At 68.9% G+C, this 16273-nt stretch carries 8 protein-coding genes; 7 read left to right on the forward strand and 1 reads right to left on the reverse strand.

The features are described from left to right. Nucleotides 1-75: 75 nt before the first annotated feature. From I7X18_RS09755 to I7X18_RS09770, 4 genes are all read left to right on the forward strand, one after another. Nucleotides 76-930 carry an Rv1363c family protein gene (locus I7X18_RS09755; protein WP_193047075.1) on the forward strand — a complete coding sequence of 285 codons (855 nt, stop codon included), beginning with the start codon at nucleotides 76-78 and terminating at the stop codon, nucleotides 928-930. Next, entirely contained in the window at nucleotides 927-1547 is a 621-nt protein-coding gene (locus I7X18_RS09760; protein ID WP_193047076.1) for a twin-arginine translocation pathway signal, read from the forward strand. Before I7X18_RS09755 ends, I7X18_RS09760 begins: the two co-directional genes overlap by 4 nt. Nucleotides 1548-1665: 118 nt before the next feature. Next, nucleotides 1666-2868: a low temperature requirement protein A gene (locus I7X18_RS09765; protein ID WP_193047283.1), complete on the forward strand. Its 1203-nt coding sequence runs from the start codon at nucleotides 1666-1668 to the stop codon at nucleotides 2866-2868. A gap of 75 nt (nucleotides 2869-2943) precedes the next feature. Next, nucleotides 2944-3363, forward strand: coding sequence for a ChaB family protein (locus I7X18_RS09770; protein WP_193047077.1), 420 nt, complete (start codon nucleotides 2944-2946; stop codon nucleotides 3361-3363). Here I7X18_RS09770 and I7X18_RS09775 read toward each other — a convergent pair. After that, entirely contained in the window at nucleotides 3360-4640 is a 1281-nt protein-coding gene (locus I7X18_RS09775; RefSeq protein ID WP_193047078.1) for an MFS transporter, read from the reverse strand. The genes I7X18_RS09770 and I7X18_RS09775 overlap by 4 nt on opposite strands. Before the next feature lie 317 nt (nucleotides 4641-4957). Here I7X18_RS09775 and I7X18_RS09780 point away from each other — a divergent pair, with 317 nt between their 5' ends. From I7X18_RS09780 to I7X18_RS09790, 3 genes are all read left to right on the forward strand, one after another. After that, entirely contained in the window at nucleotides 4958-5707 is a 750-nt protein-coding gene (locus I7X18_RS09780) for a MerR family transcriptional regulator (RefSeq protein ID WP_232375447.1), read from the forward strand. A gap of 60 nt (nucleotides 5708-5767) precedes the next feature. Then, on the forward strand, nucleotides 5768-6493 hold the full coding sequence (locus tag I7X18_RS09785) for a DUF1906 domain-containing protein (protein ID WP_193047079.1): 726 nt from the start codon (nucleotides 5768-5770) through the stop codon (nucleotides 6491-6493). A 523-nt stretch (nucleotides 6494-7016) separates the two neighbouring features. Continuing rightward, a complete protein-coding gene (locus I7X18_RS09790; protein ID WP_193047080.1) occupies nucleotides 7017-16271 on the forward strand; it encodes a type I polyketide synthase in 9255 nt (3084 codons plus the stop codon). Nucleotides 16272-16273 lie beyond the last annotated feature (2 nt).

Below are 16273 nucleotides of genomic sequence, written 5' to 3' on the forward strand. Positions count from 1 at the left end.
GCGCTATCGTCGGTATCATTACCGAAAACTGAAAATGCCGTTCTCGCGAAGAAGTACTCCCAGACAGGAGGTCGCATGCCGTTCCGCAAGCGCGCCTCGCCCCTCCTCGGCGGCGATCAGGTAGACGACGAGCGTGTCGATGGGGCCGAGGTGGTCGACGACGACGCGACGGCGCTGGCCGAGGAAGCCGAGGCCGAGGCCGCCGAAGCGGAGGCGATGGCCGCCGCCGCCCGTGCCCGCGCGAGGGCGATCCGGTTGCGCCGCGCCGCCTCGGCGCCCGCGCCTGTCGAGGCCGAGGCGAAAGACCCCGAACCCACACCCGTTGTGGCCGCCGAACCGGACGCAACGACCGACGCTGATACGACCGACGCTGATACGACCGACGTCGAACCGGTTGACGAAGCCCCGGCCGATGAGCAGCTGCAGCGTCGGGCGCGACCCCCGGTGTGGAAGGTCGTCGCTGCGACGGTGGCGGTGCTGTGCACCCTGGCGCTGCTCACCGTCAGCGGACTGATGATCTGGCAACACACCGAGACCGAGAAGCACAACCGGACCGCGGCCGAATTCGAGGCGGCGGGGCGTCAAGGCGCGGTGACACTGATGTCGTTGAACTTCAATTCCGCCAAGGACGACATCCAGCGCATCATCGACAACACCACCGGACAATTCAAGAAGGACTTCGAACAGCAGGCGGAGGATTTCAACCAGGTGGCACAGGAGTCGAAGGTGGTCACCGAGGTGACCGTCAAGGGCGCCGCCGTGGAATCCATTGCCGACGACGCCAACTCGGGCGTGGTCCTGGTGGCCGCCGAGACCAAGGTGACCAACGCCGCCGGCGCCAAGCAAGAGCCCCGCGCGTGGCGACTCAGCGTGAATCTGGCCCGAGAAGGTGACCAGCTCAAGATGTCGAAAGTGGAGTTCGTGCCGTGAGCGCAGACGACAAGCCCGACACCGACACCGCCGCCGAGGCCGGATCGCCGGCCGTCGAGACCGACGCCGTCGAGACCGACACCCACGCCGACACCGCGGAGCCGGCGCCCCCGACCCGCACCCGACGCACCACGCGAGTCAGCATCACCGCGATCGTGCTGGCGGTCGCGTTGGTGGCTTCCGCGGCGTTGACGGGCTGGCTGTACTTCACCCAGTACCGCCCCGACCAGCAGATCAGCCAGGCAGTCAGTGATTCGGTGCTCACCACGGCCAAGGACGGCACCGTCGCGCTGCTGTCGTATTCGCCGGACAGCCTCGAACAGGATTTCACGGCGGCCAAGTCGCGGTTGACCGGTGACTTCCTTTCGTACTACACGCAATTCACCCAGGACATCGTCACTCCGGCGGCCAAGCAGAAGTCGGTGAAGACGACAGCGGCGGTGGTGCGTGCCGCGGTGTCGCAGCTGACGCCGGGGTCGGCCGAAGTGCTGGTGTTCATCAACCAGAACACCACGAGCGCGGAGAACCCTGAGGGCGCCTTCGCGATGAGTGCGGTCCGGGTCGGCTTGACCAGGATCAACGGCGCTTGGCTCATATCCTCGTTCGACCCGGTCTAGAAAACGGGTCACCCCCCCGCGCGGTGAGAATGTAGCCGCACGCCAGGGAGAAGAGGGACACGTGAGCAACGTCGAGTCAACCGTCGGCAGCCCGACACCCGCGCACCGGCTGCGCCGCATGGTGGGCCGCGATCCGCACGAACCGCACCGGACGGCCACACCGCTTGAACTTCTGTTCGACCTCACCTTCGTCGTCGCGTTCGGCATCGCCGCGTCGCAGTTCGCGCACCTGCTCGCCGAAGACCACCTCGGCGCGGGCCTGACCGGATTCGCCTTCGCCACGTTCTCGATCTGCTGGGCGTGGATCAACTTCAGCTGGTTCGCGTCGGCCTACGACACCGACGACTGGGTCTACCGGCTGTTGACGATGCTGCAGATGGTGGGCGTGATCGTCCTCGCGCTCGGTCTGCCGCAGATGTTCGCCTCGCTCGAACACGGCGGACAGGTCGACAACGCGGTCCTGGTGGCCGGTTACGTCGTCATGCGGATCGCGCTCGTCGCACAGTGGCTGCGGGCAGCCGCCCAGGATCCCGCGCGGAGATCGGCCTGCCTGACCTACGCCGCTGCAGTGACAGTCGCGCAGATCGGCTGGGCCGCACAGATCTTCATACCGACCTCGGCTGGCGTGTTCTTCCTGTGCGTCGTGGTTCTGGTCGCTGTGGAGTTGTCCGGGCCGGTGGTCGCGGAGCGCCGGATGAGCGGAACGCCGTGGCACGCGCATCACATCGTCGAGAGGTACGGGCTGCTGGCGATCATCGCCCTGGGCGAGGGCGTGGTCGGCACGGTCGCCTCGATCTCGGCCGCCGTAGGGGCGCAGGGGTGGTCGACGGACGCCGTGCTCGTTGCGGTTGCGGGCACCGGTCTGACGTTCGGGATGTGGTGGGTGTACTTCCTGGTGCCGCACGCCGATCTTCTGCATGCCGACCGCGCCGCCTCGTTCTGGTTCGGCTACCTGCACATCCCGGTGTTCGGCGCGATCGTGGCGACCGGGGCAGGCCTGCACGCCGCCGCGTATTTCATCGAGCATCACTCGAAGCTGAGTTCGGTACTGACCGTCGCGACGGTCGCCGTGCCGGTCGGGGTCTACCACATCGGCCTCTACATCCTCTACGCGTTGCTGGCGCGGTCGGTCAACGCCTTCCACGGATCTCTCGTCGTCGGGACGGTCGCGGTGCTCGTCGGGGCGGTGTGGCTGGCCGCCGGCGGGTTGCCGATGGCGGTGTGTCTGGTGATCGTGACGCTGGCACCGGTGGTCACAGTGCTCGGATACGAGGCGACCGGTCGTCGTCACCTCAACGCTCGCGCGGGCGAGGGTGCCTAGCGCCCTGCTCAGCCGGGTTTAGCCGATGTGCCCGTGGGCAAGTCCCTCGGTAGCCGACGGACATGGGAGGCCGCGATGCCGAAGACCACCAAGGGCGGTCAGGCCAAGAAGAGTGAACTGCCCAGCACCCTGAAGAAGTCGGACGCCAAGGCTCAGCGGACGTTCGCCAAGGCCCACGATTCCGCCGCCGACGAGTACGGCGATGCCGAACGGGCGCACCGGGTGGCGTACAGCGCGCTGAAGCACAGCTACGAGAAGGTCGGCGACCACTGGGAGCCCAAGGACGAGAAGGGCCCGTCGGACACGCGGGCGGAGAGTGGCGGACCGAACGCCAAGGGTGAAACCGCCGAAGGCGTCAACGCCAACGCGTCGAAGAAACATCTCGTCGAGGTGGCCCGGCGCCTCGACATCTCCGGCCGCTCGACGATGACCAAGGACGAACTGGTCGCCGCGATCAAGAAGGCCAACCGGCGCGAGTCCGCCCGCAAGCGTTAGCGATCCGCGCGCGGCGCGAGATTGGCGTCGAAGCCCTCGAGCAGTATGCGCTCCTGTTCGAGCTTCATCACCCGGCGCGTTTTACGGCGGGTGATCAGGATCCCGGCCGTGGCCAGCGTCCACACCGCGTACTGCGCCGTCCAGGCCCACCGGAACGTATCGAACGAGTAACCACCTGCGGCGTCCAGGATCTGGCCCATCGCCTGCATCAACAGCAGCGAGGCGAGGAAGCCGCCCATGTTCACCATTCCCTGGGCGGTGCCCAGGGTGGCGCTCGGGTTGAAGGTGCGCGCGAAGTCGAAGCCGACCATCGATCCCGGTCCGCCGACCGAGATGACGACGACGAGCGTCACCAGCAGCCACAGCGGGGCGGGGCCGGGCAGGGCGAGCACGATGGCCCAGATGAGCGCATTGGAGCCGATGATGCCCAGCACCAGCCACGATCTGCGGTGCGGGTGCCTGCCGGTGAAGATGCCGATCGCGACGCCGGCCACGATGGCCGCCAGCACGGAGACCGACAGCAGGGAACCGGCCGCCGACCTCGACAGGCCCTGCGCGGCCGTCAGGTAGGGAACTCCCCACATCAGGGCGAACACCGTGACCGAAAACTGCGTACCCATGTGGGTGAAGAAGCCCAGCCGGGTCCCCGGCCGCAGCCACACCGTCTTGACGCTGCGCAGAGTGTCGCCGATGGAGTTCGTCGATTCCGGGACATGCCGCCCGGACGGGGTGTCCTTGACCAGCGCGAGCGTCAGCACCATGGCCACCAGGCCGAATGCCGCCGCCGAGGTGTAGGCCGTGGTCCATCCGGCGACGCCGAGGATCGCCAGGAACGGCACCGCGGAGAGCACCTGGCCGAGCTGTCCGCAGAAGCCGGTCAGCTGCGTGACGAGTGGAACCTGTTTCGGCGAGAACCAGTGCGGAACCAACCGGAGCACCGAGATGAACGTCAGCGCGTCGCCGAGACCCAGGACCGCCCTGGCTGCGATCGCGGCAGGCAGTGACTCACTGACCGCCAGGGTTAGCTGACCGGACGCCATCAGCGCCGCTCCGAGGACGATCAGCACCTTGGATCCGAAGCGGTCCAGAAGGAGGCCCGCGGGTACCTGCGCACCGGCATACACCACGACTTGCAGGACGACGAAGGTGGCCAGGACGCTCGGAGTGGCGGAGAACCGCTCGCCGGCGTCGAGGCCGGAGACCCCCAGGGTGGTGCGGTCCATCACCGCGACGATGTAGGCCAGCAATCCGGTGGCCCACACGATCCAGGGGCGCACTCGGAAACCCTCCGTCGATTGGCTGATGTCTGCGTTCCATCGTGTCCCAGGCGCTGGGCCGTTGACGACTCCGTGGACTGTGACATTCGCTGCGGCCGGCCGACGGAGGCCTGGGCCGTTGACCTCGGAGTTGGCTGAAAATGCACTTTTATGTTCAGTGGTGCGCATGAGGTTTGATGTTGTTCCTGCTCATCGGCTGTAGTGAGCCTGACGACGGAATTACGGCACAAGATCGGCTGAGTTCGCTCGTTTCGCCGCACCGCGGGTACAGTGACTTGTGCCGCGGTTCGATGCACGACGCGCGCGAAAGGAGGAGCGTGGACGTGATCGAGTACCGGCTGAACGAGTTGGCTCGGATCTCAGGGGTCAGTACGCGCAATATCCGCGCATACCGGGAGCGCGGGTTGCTCGACCCGCCGCGCCGTCAGGGCCGCTCGGCCTTCTACAACGCCTATCACCTGGCTCAGCTCGACACGATCAACCAGCTCCTGCGCCGGGGATTCAGTTCCGCCCACATCGCGGAGTTCTTCGCGAGCATGCGCGCCGGTGCCGACCTGGCCGACATCCTGGGCTTGCAGCGCTCGCTGTTCGCCGCCGAGGGTGGGCACGACGAGCAGCCGCCGACGGCTCGCGCCCTCGACGTCGACGCCACCTGCGAGGAGGCGGACCAACTGGTGGCTTACGGCCTCGCCGAGATCGTCGAGGGCAGCCTCGTGTTCCTGGATCCGTCGATCGCCGAGATCGTCAGCCGCGCACCCGATCCGATGCTCTACATTCGGGCCATCGTGCGCATCGTGGCATCCACCCGGCGCGACGTTGACACCCTGGCCGGGGTCGTGGCCGAGGCGCTGCAGGAGTGCATCGAGGCCCGCTTTGGACCTGATCAAACACCGGAGCCGCTGGAGATGCACCGGATGGTGCAGGACTACCGGGAGCTGGCCAACAGGCTGGTCGCCCGTCACCTCGACGAGGCGCTGCACGCCCAGATGTCATGGCCGTGCGGCGACGAGCGCATCGCAGGCAGTGCGCGGCCGGCACCTCCGCAGGCGGTCCGCGAAGGAAACTGATACGAGAGTGGCCAGTGGCGTTGATGTGAAACGTGAGGTCGCCGTCGTAGTCTGTTTCGCGTGTCGATCTCGCGGCGTGAGGTGTTGAAAGCGGCCGCTCCCGCCGTCCTCGGCATGAGTGCCGGCCTGCACGCCGTCGCCTCGGCGCTGGCACCCCCGGCCGCGGCGGCCCCGCTCGGGGTGCTTCTCGACTATGCCGCCGGCGTGATCCGCGCGGCCGACATCCGCGCCTCCGGGGCCATCGGAGCTATCCGCTACGTCTCAGACCGCCGACCGGGCGGGGCATGGATGCTGGGTAAGCCGATCCAACTGCCCGAGGCCCGCGATCTGTACCAGAACGGCCTCAAGATCGTGTCGTGCTACCAGTTCGGGAAGGCCGACTCCGCCGATTGGCTGGCCGGGCAGAGCGCGGGGGTGGCGCACGCCAAACGAGGCTGGGAACTGCACGTGGCTGCCGGCGGTTCCTATGGATCGCCGATCTACGCATCGATCGACGACGACCCCACCTTCGAGCAGTACAAACAGCAGGTGGCGCCGTATCTGAAGGGGTGGGAGGCGGTGCTGGGCCGTCAGCGGGTGGGCGTCTACGCCAACTCGAAGACCATCGAGTGGGCCCTGCAGGACGGCATCGGCACCTACTTCTGGCAACACAACTGGGGTTCGCCGGGACGCGTCGCACACCCTGCCGCGCACCTGCATCAGGTGGAGATCGACAAACGTCAGGTCGGCGGTGTCGGCGTCGACATCAACCACATCCTGCGGCCGCAATTCGGTCAGTGGGATTAGAGACCCTACCGATCAGTAAGTAGAAGCAGCAAACATTCGCACCCCCGGGGCGGCTCCGACTGGACAGATCGGGCGCTCCTGTCGACCCGTCACAGGGTCTGACCACGCACTTCGGAAGAATGGAAAGTTAGATAACGATTTGGTAACGATACTGCCGTGATCAGGGCAGTTGGAGCTACTCGACCGTAACCACCTGCCAGCAGGACGTTTGTCCCGGCAGCCGGTCGCGCCCTCCGAACGGCGTGTTACCCAAGCGCGGGTTACCCGAGCGTAGAACTCGCCAGTAACCAATTCGGTCACCCGGGGGCCGCCTCCTCTTATGCCACTCTTAGTGGGGCTGGGTTGTCTCCCCGCGGATGGAACCACGGGTCCGCTCGCGACGCGACCGGCCGGATTCGACGCCGAATCGCCGTCGGCTCGCCGCAGTGCAGCGCGGGCCGCCGCCGGAGACGACCACCCGACACACCGACGTTCGCCAGCAATACGTGCGAGCGCCAGAGCATCACCGAGGAGATAACGACACGTGACGATCTACGAGCATGACAGGGTGTCCACCGGCTGGGGCGACGAGTCCGGAGCCAAGTCCACCCATGCACTGGTGGATCGGCTGACCGCGGGCGAGCCGTTCGCGGTGGCCTTCGGTGGGCAGGGCAGCGCGTGGCTGGAGACGCTCGAGGAGCTGGTGTCCTCGACGGGCATCGAATCGGAGTTGGCCACGCTCGCAGGCGAGGCGGAACTGCTGCTGGAGCCCGTCGCCAAGGAGCTCGTGGTCGTCCGCCCGATCGGCTTCGAACCGCTGCGCTGGGTGCGCGCGCTCGCCGCCGAGGAGCCCGTTCCGACCGCCAAGCAGCTGACCTCCGCTGCGGTGTCCGTGCCGGGCGTGCTGCTGACCCAGGTCGCCGCGGTGCGCGCGCTCGCCCGCCAGGGCATGGACCTGTTCGACACGCCGCCCGTCGCGGTGGCCGGCCACTCCCAGGGTGTCCTGGCCGTCGAGGCGCTGGCCGCCAAGGGCGCCAAGGACGTCGAGCTGCTCGCGCTGGCCCAGCTGATCGGCGCGGCGGGCACACTCGTCGCCCGTCGTCGCGGCATCACGGTCCTCGGCGATCGCCCCCCGATGGTCTCCGTCACCAACGCCGACCCCGAGCGCATCTACGAACTGCTCGAGGAGTTCTCCTCCGACGTGCGTACCGTGCTGCCCCCGGTGCTGTCGATCCGCAACGGCCGCCGCTCCGTTGTCATCACCGGCACCCCCGAGCAACTGTCGCGCTTCGAGCTGTACTGCAACCAGATCGCGGAGAAGGAAGAGGCCGAGCGCAAGAGCAAGCTGCGCGGCGGTGCGGTCTTCGCGCCGGCATTCGACCCGGTGCAGGTCGAGGTCGGCTTCCACACCCCGCGCCTGGCCGACGGCATCGACATCGTCGGCCGGTGGGCCGAAGCCGTCGGTATCGACGTCGAGCTGGCGCGCCAGATGACCGAGGCCATCCTCGTCAGCCAGGTCGACTGGGTCGACGAGGTCACCGAGCTGCACGACGCAGGCGCGCGGTGGATCCTCGACCTCGGTCCCGGCGACATCCTCACCCGGTTGACCGCCCCGGTGATCCGCGGGCTCGGTGTGGGCATCGTGCCCGCCGCCACCCGCGGCGGCCAGCGCAACCTGTTCACCGTCGGCGCCGTCCCCGAGGTGGCCCGCCCGTGGTCGAGCTACACCCCGACCGCCGTGCAGCTGCCCGACGGCTCGGTGAAGCTGTCCACCAAGTTCACCCGCCTGACCGGCCGCTCGCCGATCCTGCTGGCCGGGATGACCCCCACCACCGTCGACGCCAAGATCGTCGCGGCGGCGGCCAACGCCGGCCACTGGGCCGAACTCGCCGGTGGCGGCCAGGTCACCGAAGAGATCTTCGACGACCGCATCGCAGAGCTCACCACGCTGCTCGAACCCGGCCGTGCCATCCAGTTCAACTCGCTGTTCCTCGACCCGTACCTGTGGAAGCTGCAGCTGGGCGGAAAGCGGCTGGTGCAGAAGGCCCGCCAGTCCGGCGCCCCCATCGACGGCGTCGTGGTCACCGCGGGGATTCCCGACCTCGAAGAGGCCGTCGACCTGATCGACGAGCTCAACGGCATCGGCATCAGCCACGTGGTGTTCAAGCCCGGCACCGTCGAGCAGATCCGGTCGGTCATCCGGATCGCCGCCGAGGCGCCCACCAAACCGGTCATCGTCCACATCGAGGGCGGCCGAGCCGGTGGCCACCACTCGTGGGAGGACCTCGACGACCTGCTGCTGACCACCTACTCAGAGCTTCGGTCGCGCTCCAACATCACCATCTGCGTCGGCGGCGGGATCGGCACGCCAGAACGTGCCGCGGAGTACCTCAGCGGCCGGTGGTCGCAGGTCTACGGCTTCCCCGTGATGCCGGTCGACGGCATCCTCGTCGGCACCGCGGCGATGGCCGCGCTCGAGGCCACCACCTCACCGGCCGTCAAGCAGCTGCTGGTAGACACCCAGGGCACCGATCAGTGGGTCGGGGCGGGCAAGGCCCAGGGCGGCATGGCCTCCGGGCGCAGCCAGCTCGGCGCCGACATCCACGAGATCGACAACGCCGCGTCGCGCTGCGGCCGGCTGCTCGACGACGTCGCCGGTGACGCCGACGCCGTGGCGGCGCGCCGCGACGAGATCATCGCCGCGATGGCCGCGACGGCCAAGCCGTACTTCGGTGACGTCGAAGACATGACGTACCTGCAGTGGCTGCGCCGTTACGTCGAGCTGTCCATCGGCGACGGGGACAGCACGGCCGACACCAGCACGGGCGACTCGCCGTGGCTGGACGTCACCTGGCGTAACCGGTTCGAGCAGATGCTGCAGCGCGCTGAAGCCCGCCTGCACCCGCGGGACCACGGCCCGATCGACACGCTGTTCGCCTCCGAGGAGCTGCTGGAGGACCCGGAGGCGGCGCTCTCCGAGTTGTCGAACCGCTATCCCGACGCCGAGACCGTGAAGCTGCACCCGGCCGACGTGCCGTTCTTCGTCCAGCTGTGCAAGACGCTGGGCAAGCCGGTCAACTTCGTGCCGGTCATCGACAAGGACGTGCGCCGCTGGTGGCGCAGCGATTCGCTGTGGCAGGCCCACGACGCCCGCTACACCGCCGACCAGGTGTGCATCATTCCCGGCACCTCCGCCGTCGCGGGAATCACCCGCGTCGACGAGCCCGTCGGTGACCTCCTCGACCGGTTCGAGCAGGCCGCGGTCGACGAGGTGCTCGCGCGCAACGGCGACCCGCAGCCGGTGAGTAGCCGCCGCAAGGGCCGCGCCGACGTGGACGGACCCCTCGCGGTCCTGCTCGACGCGCCCGACGTGCTGTGGGCCGGTCGCACGGCGGTCAACCCCGTGCACCGCATCGCCGCCCCCAAGGCCTGGCAGGTGCGCGACGAGGGCCGCACCGCCACCCACGCGTCCACCGGTGCCCGGCTGGAGGTGGCCGACGAGCAGGTCCGGCGGGCAGGAGCGGAGCGACCCGGGGATCAGCATGTGGTGCTGAGCGTCCCGCTGTCGGGCACGTGGATCGAGATCCGCTTCACCCTCACCGACGTCATCCGCACCGGCGGCGCGCCGCTGGTCACCACCGAAGACGCGGCCACCGCGATGCGTGCGGTGCTGGCGATCGCGGCCGGTGTCGACGGCCCCGACGCGCTCCCGCCGGTTCAGGACGGGACGGCAACCGTCACCGTCACCTGGGACCCCGAGCTGGTCGCCGACCACACCGGTGTCACGGCGACGTTCGGCGCACCCCTGGCCCCGACGCTGACGGTGGTGCCGGACGCGCTGGTCGGCCGGTGCTGGCCCGCGGTGTTCTCCGCCATCGGATCGGCTGTCACCGACAGCGGCTTCCCCGTCGTCGAGGGGTTGCTGAGCCTGGTGCACCTCGACCACGGCGCCCATCTCGTCGCGGCTCTGCCCCAGGAACGTGCCGAGCTGACCGTCACCGCGACGGCGGGTACGGCCACCGACACCGAGGTGGGCCGCGTCGTGCCCGTGTCGGTGTCCGTCACCGGTCCGGACGGCACCGTGCTGGCCACCCTCGAGGAGCGCTTCGCGATCCGCGGCCGTACCGGCCCGGCGGAGCTGAGCGACCCCGAGCGTGCGGGCGGCGCGATCTCCGACAACGCCACCGACACCCCGCGCCGTCGCCGGCGTGACGTCACGGTCGGCGCGCCGGTCGACATGCGGCCGTTCGCCGTGGTCTCCGGCGACCACAACCCGATCCACATCGACCGCGCCGCCGCGCTGCTGGCCGGGCTCGAATCGCCGATCGTGCACGGCATGTGGCTCTCGGCCGCCGCCCAGCACGTCGTGACCGCCACCGACGGTAAAGCCGTTCCGCCGGCCCGCCTCGTCGGCTGGACTGCCCGATTCCTGGGCATGGTGCTGCCCGGCGACGAGATCGACTTCCGCGTCGACCGCGTCGGAATCGACGTCGGCGCCGAGGTGCTCGAGGTCACCGCGAAGGTCGGCACGGATCTGGTGATGTCGGCGACCGCCCGGTTGGCGGCGCCGAAAACCGTCTACGCCTTCCCCGGTCAGGGCATCCAGCACAAGGGCATGGGCATGGAGGTCCGCGCCCGCAGCAAGGCCGCCCGCAAGGTGTGGGATTCGGCCGACAAGTTCACCCGCGAGACGCTGGGTTTCTCCGTCCTGCATGTGGTGCGTGACAACCCCACCAGCCTGATCGCCTCCGGGGTGCACTATCAGCACCCCGAAGGCGTGCTGTATCTGACGCAGTTCACCCAGGTCGCGATGGCCACCGTCGCTGCGGCACAGGTCGCCGAGATGCGGGAGCAGGGTGCGTTCGTCGAGGGTGCGATCGCCTGCGGTCACTCGGTCGGCGAGTACACCGCGCTGGCCTGTGTGTCGGGCGTCTACGAACTCGAGGCGCTGCTCGAGGTGGTGTTCCACCGCGGCAGCAAGATGCACGACATCGTCCCGCGCGACGAGCACGGCCGGTCCAACTACCGGCTGGCCGCGATCCGGCCGAGCCAGATCGACCTCGCCGACGACGACGTCACCGCCTGGGTCGCCGAGATCGCCGAGCGCACAGGTGAATTCCTGCAGATCGTGAACTACAACCTGCGGGGCTCGCAGTATGCGATCGCCGGCACCGTGCGCGGTCTCGAGGCCCTCGAGGAGGAGGTCGAACGCCGTCGCGAGATCAGCGGCGGTAAGCGCTCGTTCATCCTCGTGCCCGGTATCGACGTGCCGTTCCACTCCTCGGTGCTGCGGGTCGGTGTGGCCGACTTCCGCCGCTCACTGGAGCGGGTCATGCCGCGCGACGCCGATCCCGAACTGCTCATCGGCAAGTACATCCCGAACCTGGTGCCGCGGCCGTTCACGCTGGACCGCGACTTCATCGAGGAGATCCGGGATCTGGTGCCGGCCGAACCGCTCGACGAGATCCTCGCCGACTACGACACCTGGCGCAACGAGAAGCCGCGCGAGCTCTGCCGAAAGGTCGTCATCGAGCTGTTGGCCTGGCAGTTCGCCAGCCCGGTGCGGTGGATCGAGACGCAGGACCTGCTGTTCATCGAGGAGGCCGCAGGCGGACTCGGTGTCGAGCGGTTCGTGGAGATCGGCGTGAAGTCGGCGCCGACGGTTGCCGGCCTGGCCACCAACACCCTCAAGCTGCCCGAGTACTCGCACAGCAAGGTGGAGGTGCTCAACACCGAGCGCGACGCCGCGATGCTGTTCGCGACCGACACCGATCCGGAACCGGAGGCCGAGGAGTCGGAGCCGGTCACCGAGTCGGCTCCCACGACGACGGCTGCCGCGGCCACGGCTGCGCCTGCCGCTCCCGCCGCCCCGTCCGGCGGCCCGCGTCCCGACGACATCACGTTCGACGCCGCCGATGCCACCGTCGCGCTCATTGCGCTGTCGGCCAAGATGCGGCTGGACCAGATCGAGGGACTCGACTCCATCGAGACCATCACCGACGGGGCGTCGTCGCGACGCAACCAGATGCTGGTCGACCTGGGGTCGGAGCTCAACCTCGGCGCGATCGACGGTGCGGCGGAAGCCGACCTCGGTGCGCTCAAGGGTCAGGTCACCAAGCTGGCCCGCACGTACAAACCGTTCGGTCCGGTGCTCTCCGACGCGATCAACGACCAGTTGCGCACGGTGCTCGGCCCGTCCGGTAAGCGTCCGGCCTACATCGCCGAACGTGTCGGTAAGGCATGGGAACTCGGTACCGGCTGGGCCAAGCACGTGACCGTCGAGGTGGCGCTGGGTACCCGTGAGGGCAGCAGTGTCCGCGGCGGCAGCCTCGGTGGCCTGCACGACGGTGCGCTGGCCGATGCCGCGACCGTGGACAGGGTCATCGACGCCGCGGTGGCCGCGGTCGCCGCCCGCAAGGGCATCGCGGTCTCGCTGCCCTCGGCGGGCGGTGGCGGTGGCGGCGTCGTCGATTCGGCCGCGCTGAGCGAGTTCGCCGAACAGGTCACCGGCCCCGACGGCGTGCTGGCCTCGGCGGCCCGCCTGGTGCTGGGTCAGCTCGGTCTCGACGCGCCGGTGGCGGCGCCGGAGACGGCGACCGACGCCGAACTGATCGACCTGGTCACTGCCGAATTGGGTTCGGACTGGCCGCGCCTGGTGTCGCCGGCGTTCGACGGGCGCAAGGCCGTCGTGTTCGACGACCGGTGGGCCAGCGCGCGTGAGGATCTGGTCAAGATCTGGCTGGCTGACGAGGACGACGTCGAAGCCGACTGGCCGCGACTGTCCGAACGCTTCGAAGGCGCCGGCCATGTCGTTGCCACGCAGGCCAACTGGTGGCAGGGCAAGGCGCTCGCCGTGGGCCGCAACGTCCACGCGTCGCTGTTCGGCCGCATCGCGGCGGGTGCGGAGAACCCGGGCCGTGGTCGCTACAGCGACGAGGTGGCGGTGGTGACCGGTGCCTCGAAGGGTTCGATCGCCGCAGCCGTGGTGGGCCAGCTGCTCGACGGCGGCGCCACGGTCGTCGCGACCACCTCTCGCCTCGACGACGCCCGGTTGGCGTTCTACAAGGCGCTCTACCGCGACAACGCCCGCTTCGGCGCGAAGCTGTGGGTGGTGCCCGCGAACATGGCGTCGTACTCCGACATCGACGCGCTCGTGTCGTGGGTCGGCACCGAGCAGGTGGAAAGCCTTGGGCCGAAATCGATTCACCTCAAGGACGCACAGACCCCGACGCTGCTGTTCCCGTTCGCCGCACCGCGCGTGGCCGGCGACATGTCCGAGGTCGGCTCGCGCTCCGAGATGGAGATGAAGGTGCTGCTGTGGGCCGTGCAACGGCTCATCGGCGGGCTGTCGTCCATCGGCGCGGAGCGCGACATCGCCTCGCGGCTACACGTCGTGCTGCCCGGTTCCCCGAACCGCGGCATGTTCGGCGGTGACGGCGCCTACGGCGAGGCGAAGTCGGCACTCGACGCTCTGGTGACCCGGTGGAGCGCGGAATCATCGTGGGCGCAGCGGGTTTCGCTGGCGCACGCGTTGATCGGCTGGACCAAGGGCACCGGGCTGATGGGGCACAACGACGCCATCGCCGGTGCGGTCGAGGAAGCGGGTGTGACGACGTACACCACCGCGGAGATGGCCTCCATGCTGCTGTCGCTGTGCGATATCGAGTCCAAGGTCGCCGCGGCCCGTGAGCCGATCAAGGCCGACCTGACCGGCGGCCTCGGTGACATCGAACTCGACATGGCCGCACTCGCAGCCAAGGCCCGCGAGGATATGGCCGCCAACGCCGCCGACGAGGACGCCGACGCACCCGTGCCGGGCACCATCGCCGCGCTGCCGTCGCCGCCCCGGGGCTTCTCGCCCGCGCCGGCGCCGGAGTGGGCCCCCCTCGACGTCGACCCCGCCGACCTGGTGGTGATCGTCGGCGGCGCCGAACTCGGCCCGTACGGCTCGTCGCGCACCCGCTTCGAGATGGAGGTCGACCACGAACTGTCGGCCGCCGGTGTCCTCGAATTGGCTTGGACCACAGGCATGATCAAGTGGGAGGATGATCCGAAGCCCGGGTGGTACGACGCCGCAAGCGGTGATCTGGTGCCCGAGGAGGAGCTCGTCGAGCGCTACCACGACGCAGTCGTGGAGCGGTGCGGCATCCGCGAATTCGTCGACGACGGTGCGATCGACCCCGATCATTCGTCGCCGCTGCTGGTGAGCGTGTTCCTCGATAAGGACTTCAGCTTCGTGGTGTCCTCCGAGGAGGAGGCGCGCGCGTTCGTCGACTTCGATCCCGAGCACACCGTGGTGCGACCGGTCCCGGAGTCGTCGGACTGGCAGGTGATCCGCAAGGCGGGCACCGAGATCCGCGTCCCGCGTAAGACGAAGCTGTCCCGCACGGTCGGCGCGCAGATCCCCACCGGCTTCGATCCGACGGTGTGGGGCATCACGCCCGACATGGCCAACTCGATCGACCGGGTGGCGCTGTGGAACATCGTCGCGACCGTCGACGCGTTCCTGTCCGCAGGCTTCACGCCGACCGAGTTGATGCGCTGGGTGCACCCCAGCCTGGTCGCCAGCACGCAGGGCACCGGCATGGGCGGCATGACCTCGATGCAGACGATGTATCACGGCAACCTGCTCGGCCGCAGCAAGCCCAACGACATCCTGCAGGAGGTGCTGCCGAACGTCGTTGCCGCACACGTGGTCCAGTCCTACATCGGCTCCTATGGCGCGATGATCCACCCGGTCGGCGCATGCGCCACCGCGGCGGTGTCGGTCGAGGAGGGGATGGACAAGATCCGGCTCGGCAAGGCCGAGTTCGTGGTCGCCGGCGGCTTCGACGACATGACGCTGGAAGCCGTCATCGGCTTCGGTGACATGGCGGCCACCGCCGACACCGCGATGATGCGGGCCAAGGGCATCAGCGACGGAAAGTTCTCCCGCGCCAACGACCGTCGGCGTCTCGGCTTCGTCGAGGCGCAGGGCGGCGGCACCATCCTGCTGGCCCGCGGTGACCTCGCGGTCAAGATGGGTCTGCCGGTGCTCGCCGTCGTCGGATATGCGCAGAGCTTCGCCGACGGTGTGCACACCTCGATCCCGGCTCCCGGGCTCGGTGCGCTGGGCGCCGGCCGTGGCGGCAAGGATTCGGTGCTGGCCCGTTCCCTGGCCAAGCTGGGGGTGGGTGCCGACGACATCTCGGTGATCTACAAGCACGACACGTCGACACTGGCCAACGACCCCAACGAGACCGAACTGCACGAGCGGCTCGCCGATTCGATGGGCCGGTCCGAGGGTGCGCCGATGTTCATCGTCAGCCAGAAGACCCTGACCGGCCACTCCAAGGGCGGCGCCGCGGTCTTCCAGATGATGGGCCTGTGCCAGGTGCTGCGCGACGGGGTCATCCCGCCCAACCGCAGCCTCGACTGTGTCGACGACGAGATGGCCACTTCCGGGCACTTCGTCTGGCCGCGGGAGACCCTGCGGATGGGCGAGAAGTTCCCGCTCAAGGCCGGTCTGGTGACCAGCCTCGGGTTCGGTCACGTCTCCGGGCTGATCGCACTGGTGCATCCGGCGGCGTTCCTCGCGACGCTCGACGCCGAGCAGCGCGACGATTACCAACGCCGGGCCGAGCAGCGCACGCTGGCCGGTCAACGGCGGCTGGCGTCGGCGATCGCCGGTGGGCGGCCTATGTACGAGCGGCCCGACGGCCGCCGGTTCAGCCCCGACGCGCCGGAGAAGCGCCAGGAGGCGGCGATGCTGCTCGACGCGTCGTCGAGGCTTGGCGACGGTGACGTGTACGTCCGTTAGGG

Origin of the sequence: Mycolicibacterium baixiangningiae, from assembly GCF_016313185.1 — a bacterium.
In the GTDB taxonomy this organism is placed as follows: Bacteria; Actinomycetota; Actinomycetes; order Mycobacteriales; family Mycobacteriaceae; genus Mycobacterium; species Mycobacterium baixiangningiae.

Bases quoted from the DNA above. Each gene is read 5' to 3' on its own strand.
- I7X18_RS09755 (WP_193047075.1), top strand. From the start codon at position 76: ATGCCGTTCCGCAAGCGCGCCTCGCCCCTCCTCGGCGGCGATCAGGTA.
- I7X18_RS09765 (WP_193047283.1), top strand. From the start codon at position 1,666: ATGGTGGGCCGCGATCCGCACGAACCGCACCGGACGGCCACACCGCTT.
- I7X18_RS09770 (WP_193047077.1), top strand. From the start codon at position 2,944: ATGCCGAAGACCACCAAGGGCGGTCAGGCCAAGAAGAGTGAACTGCCC.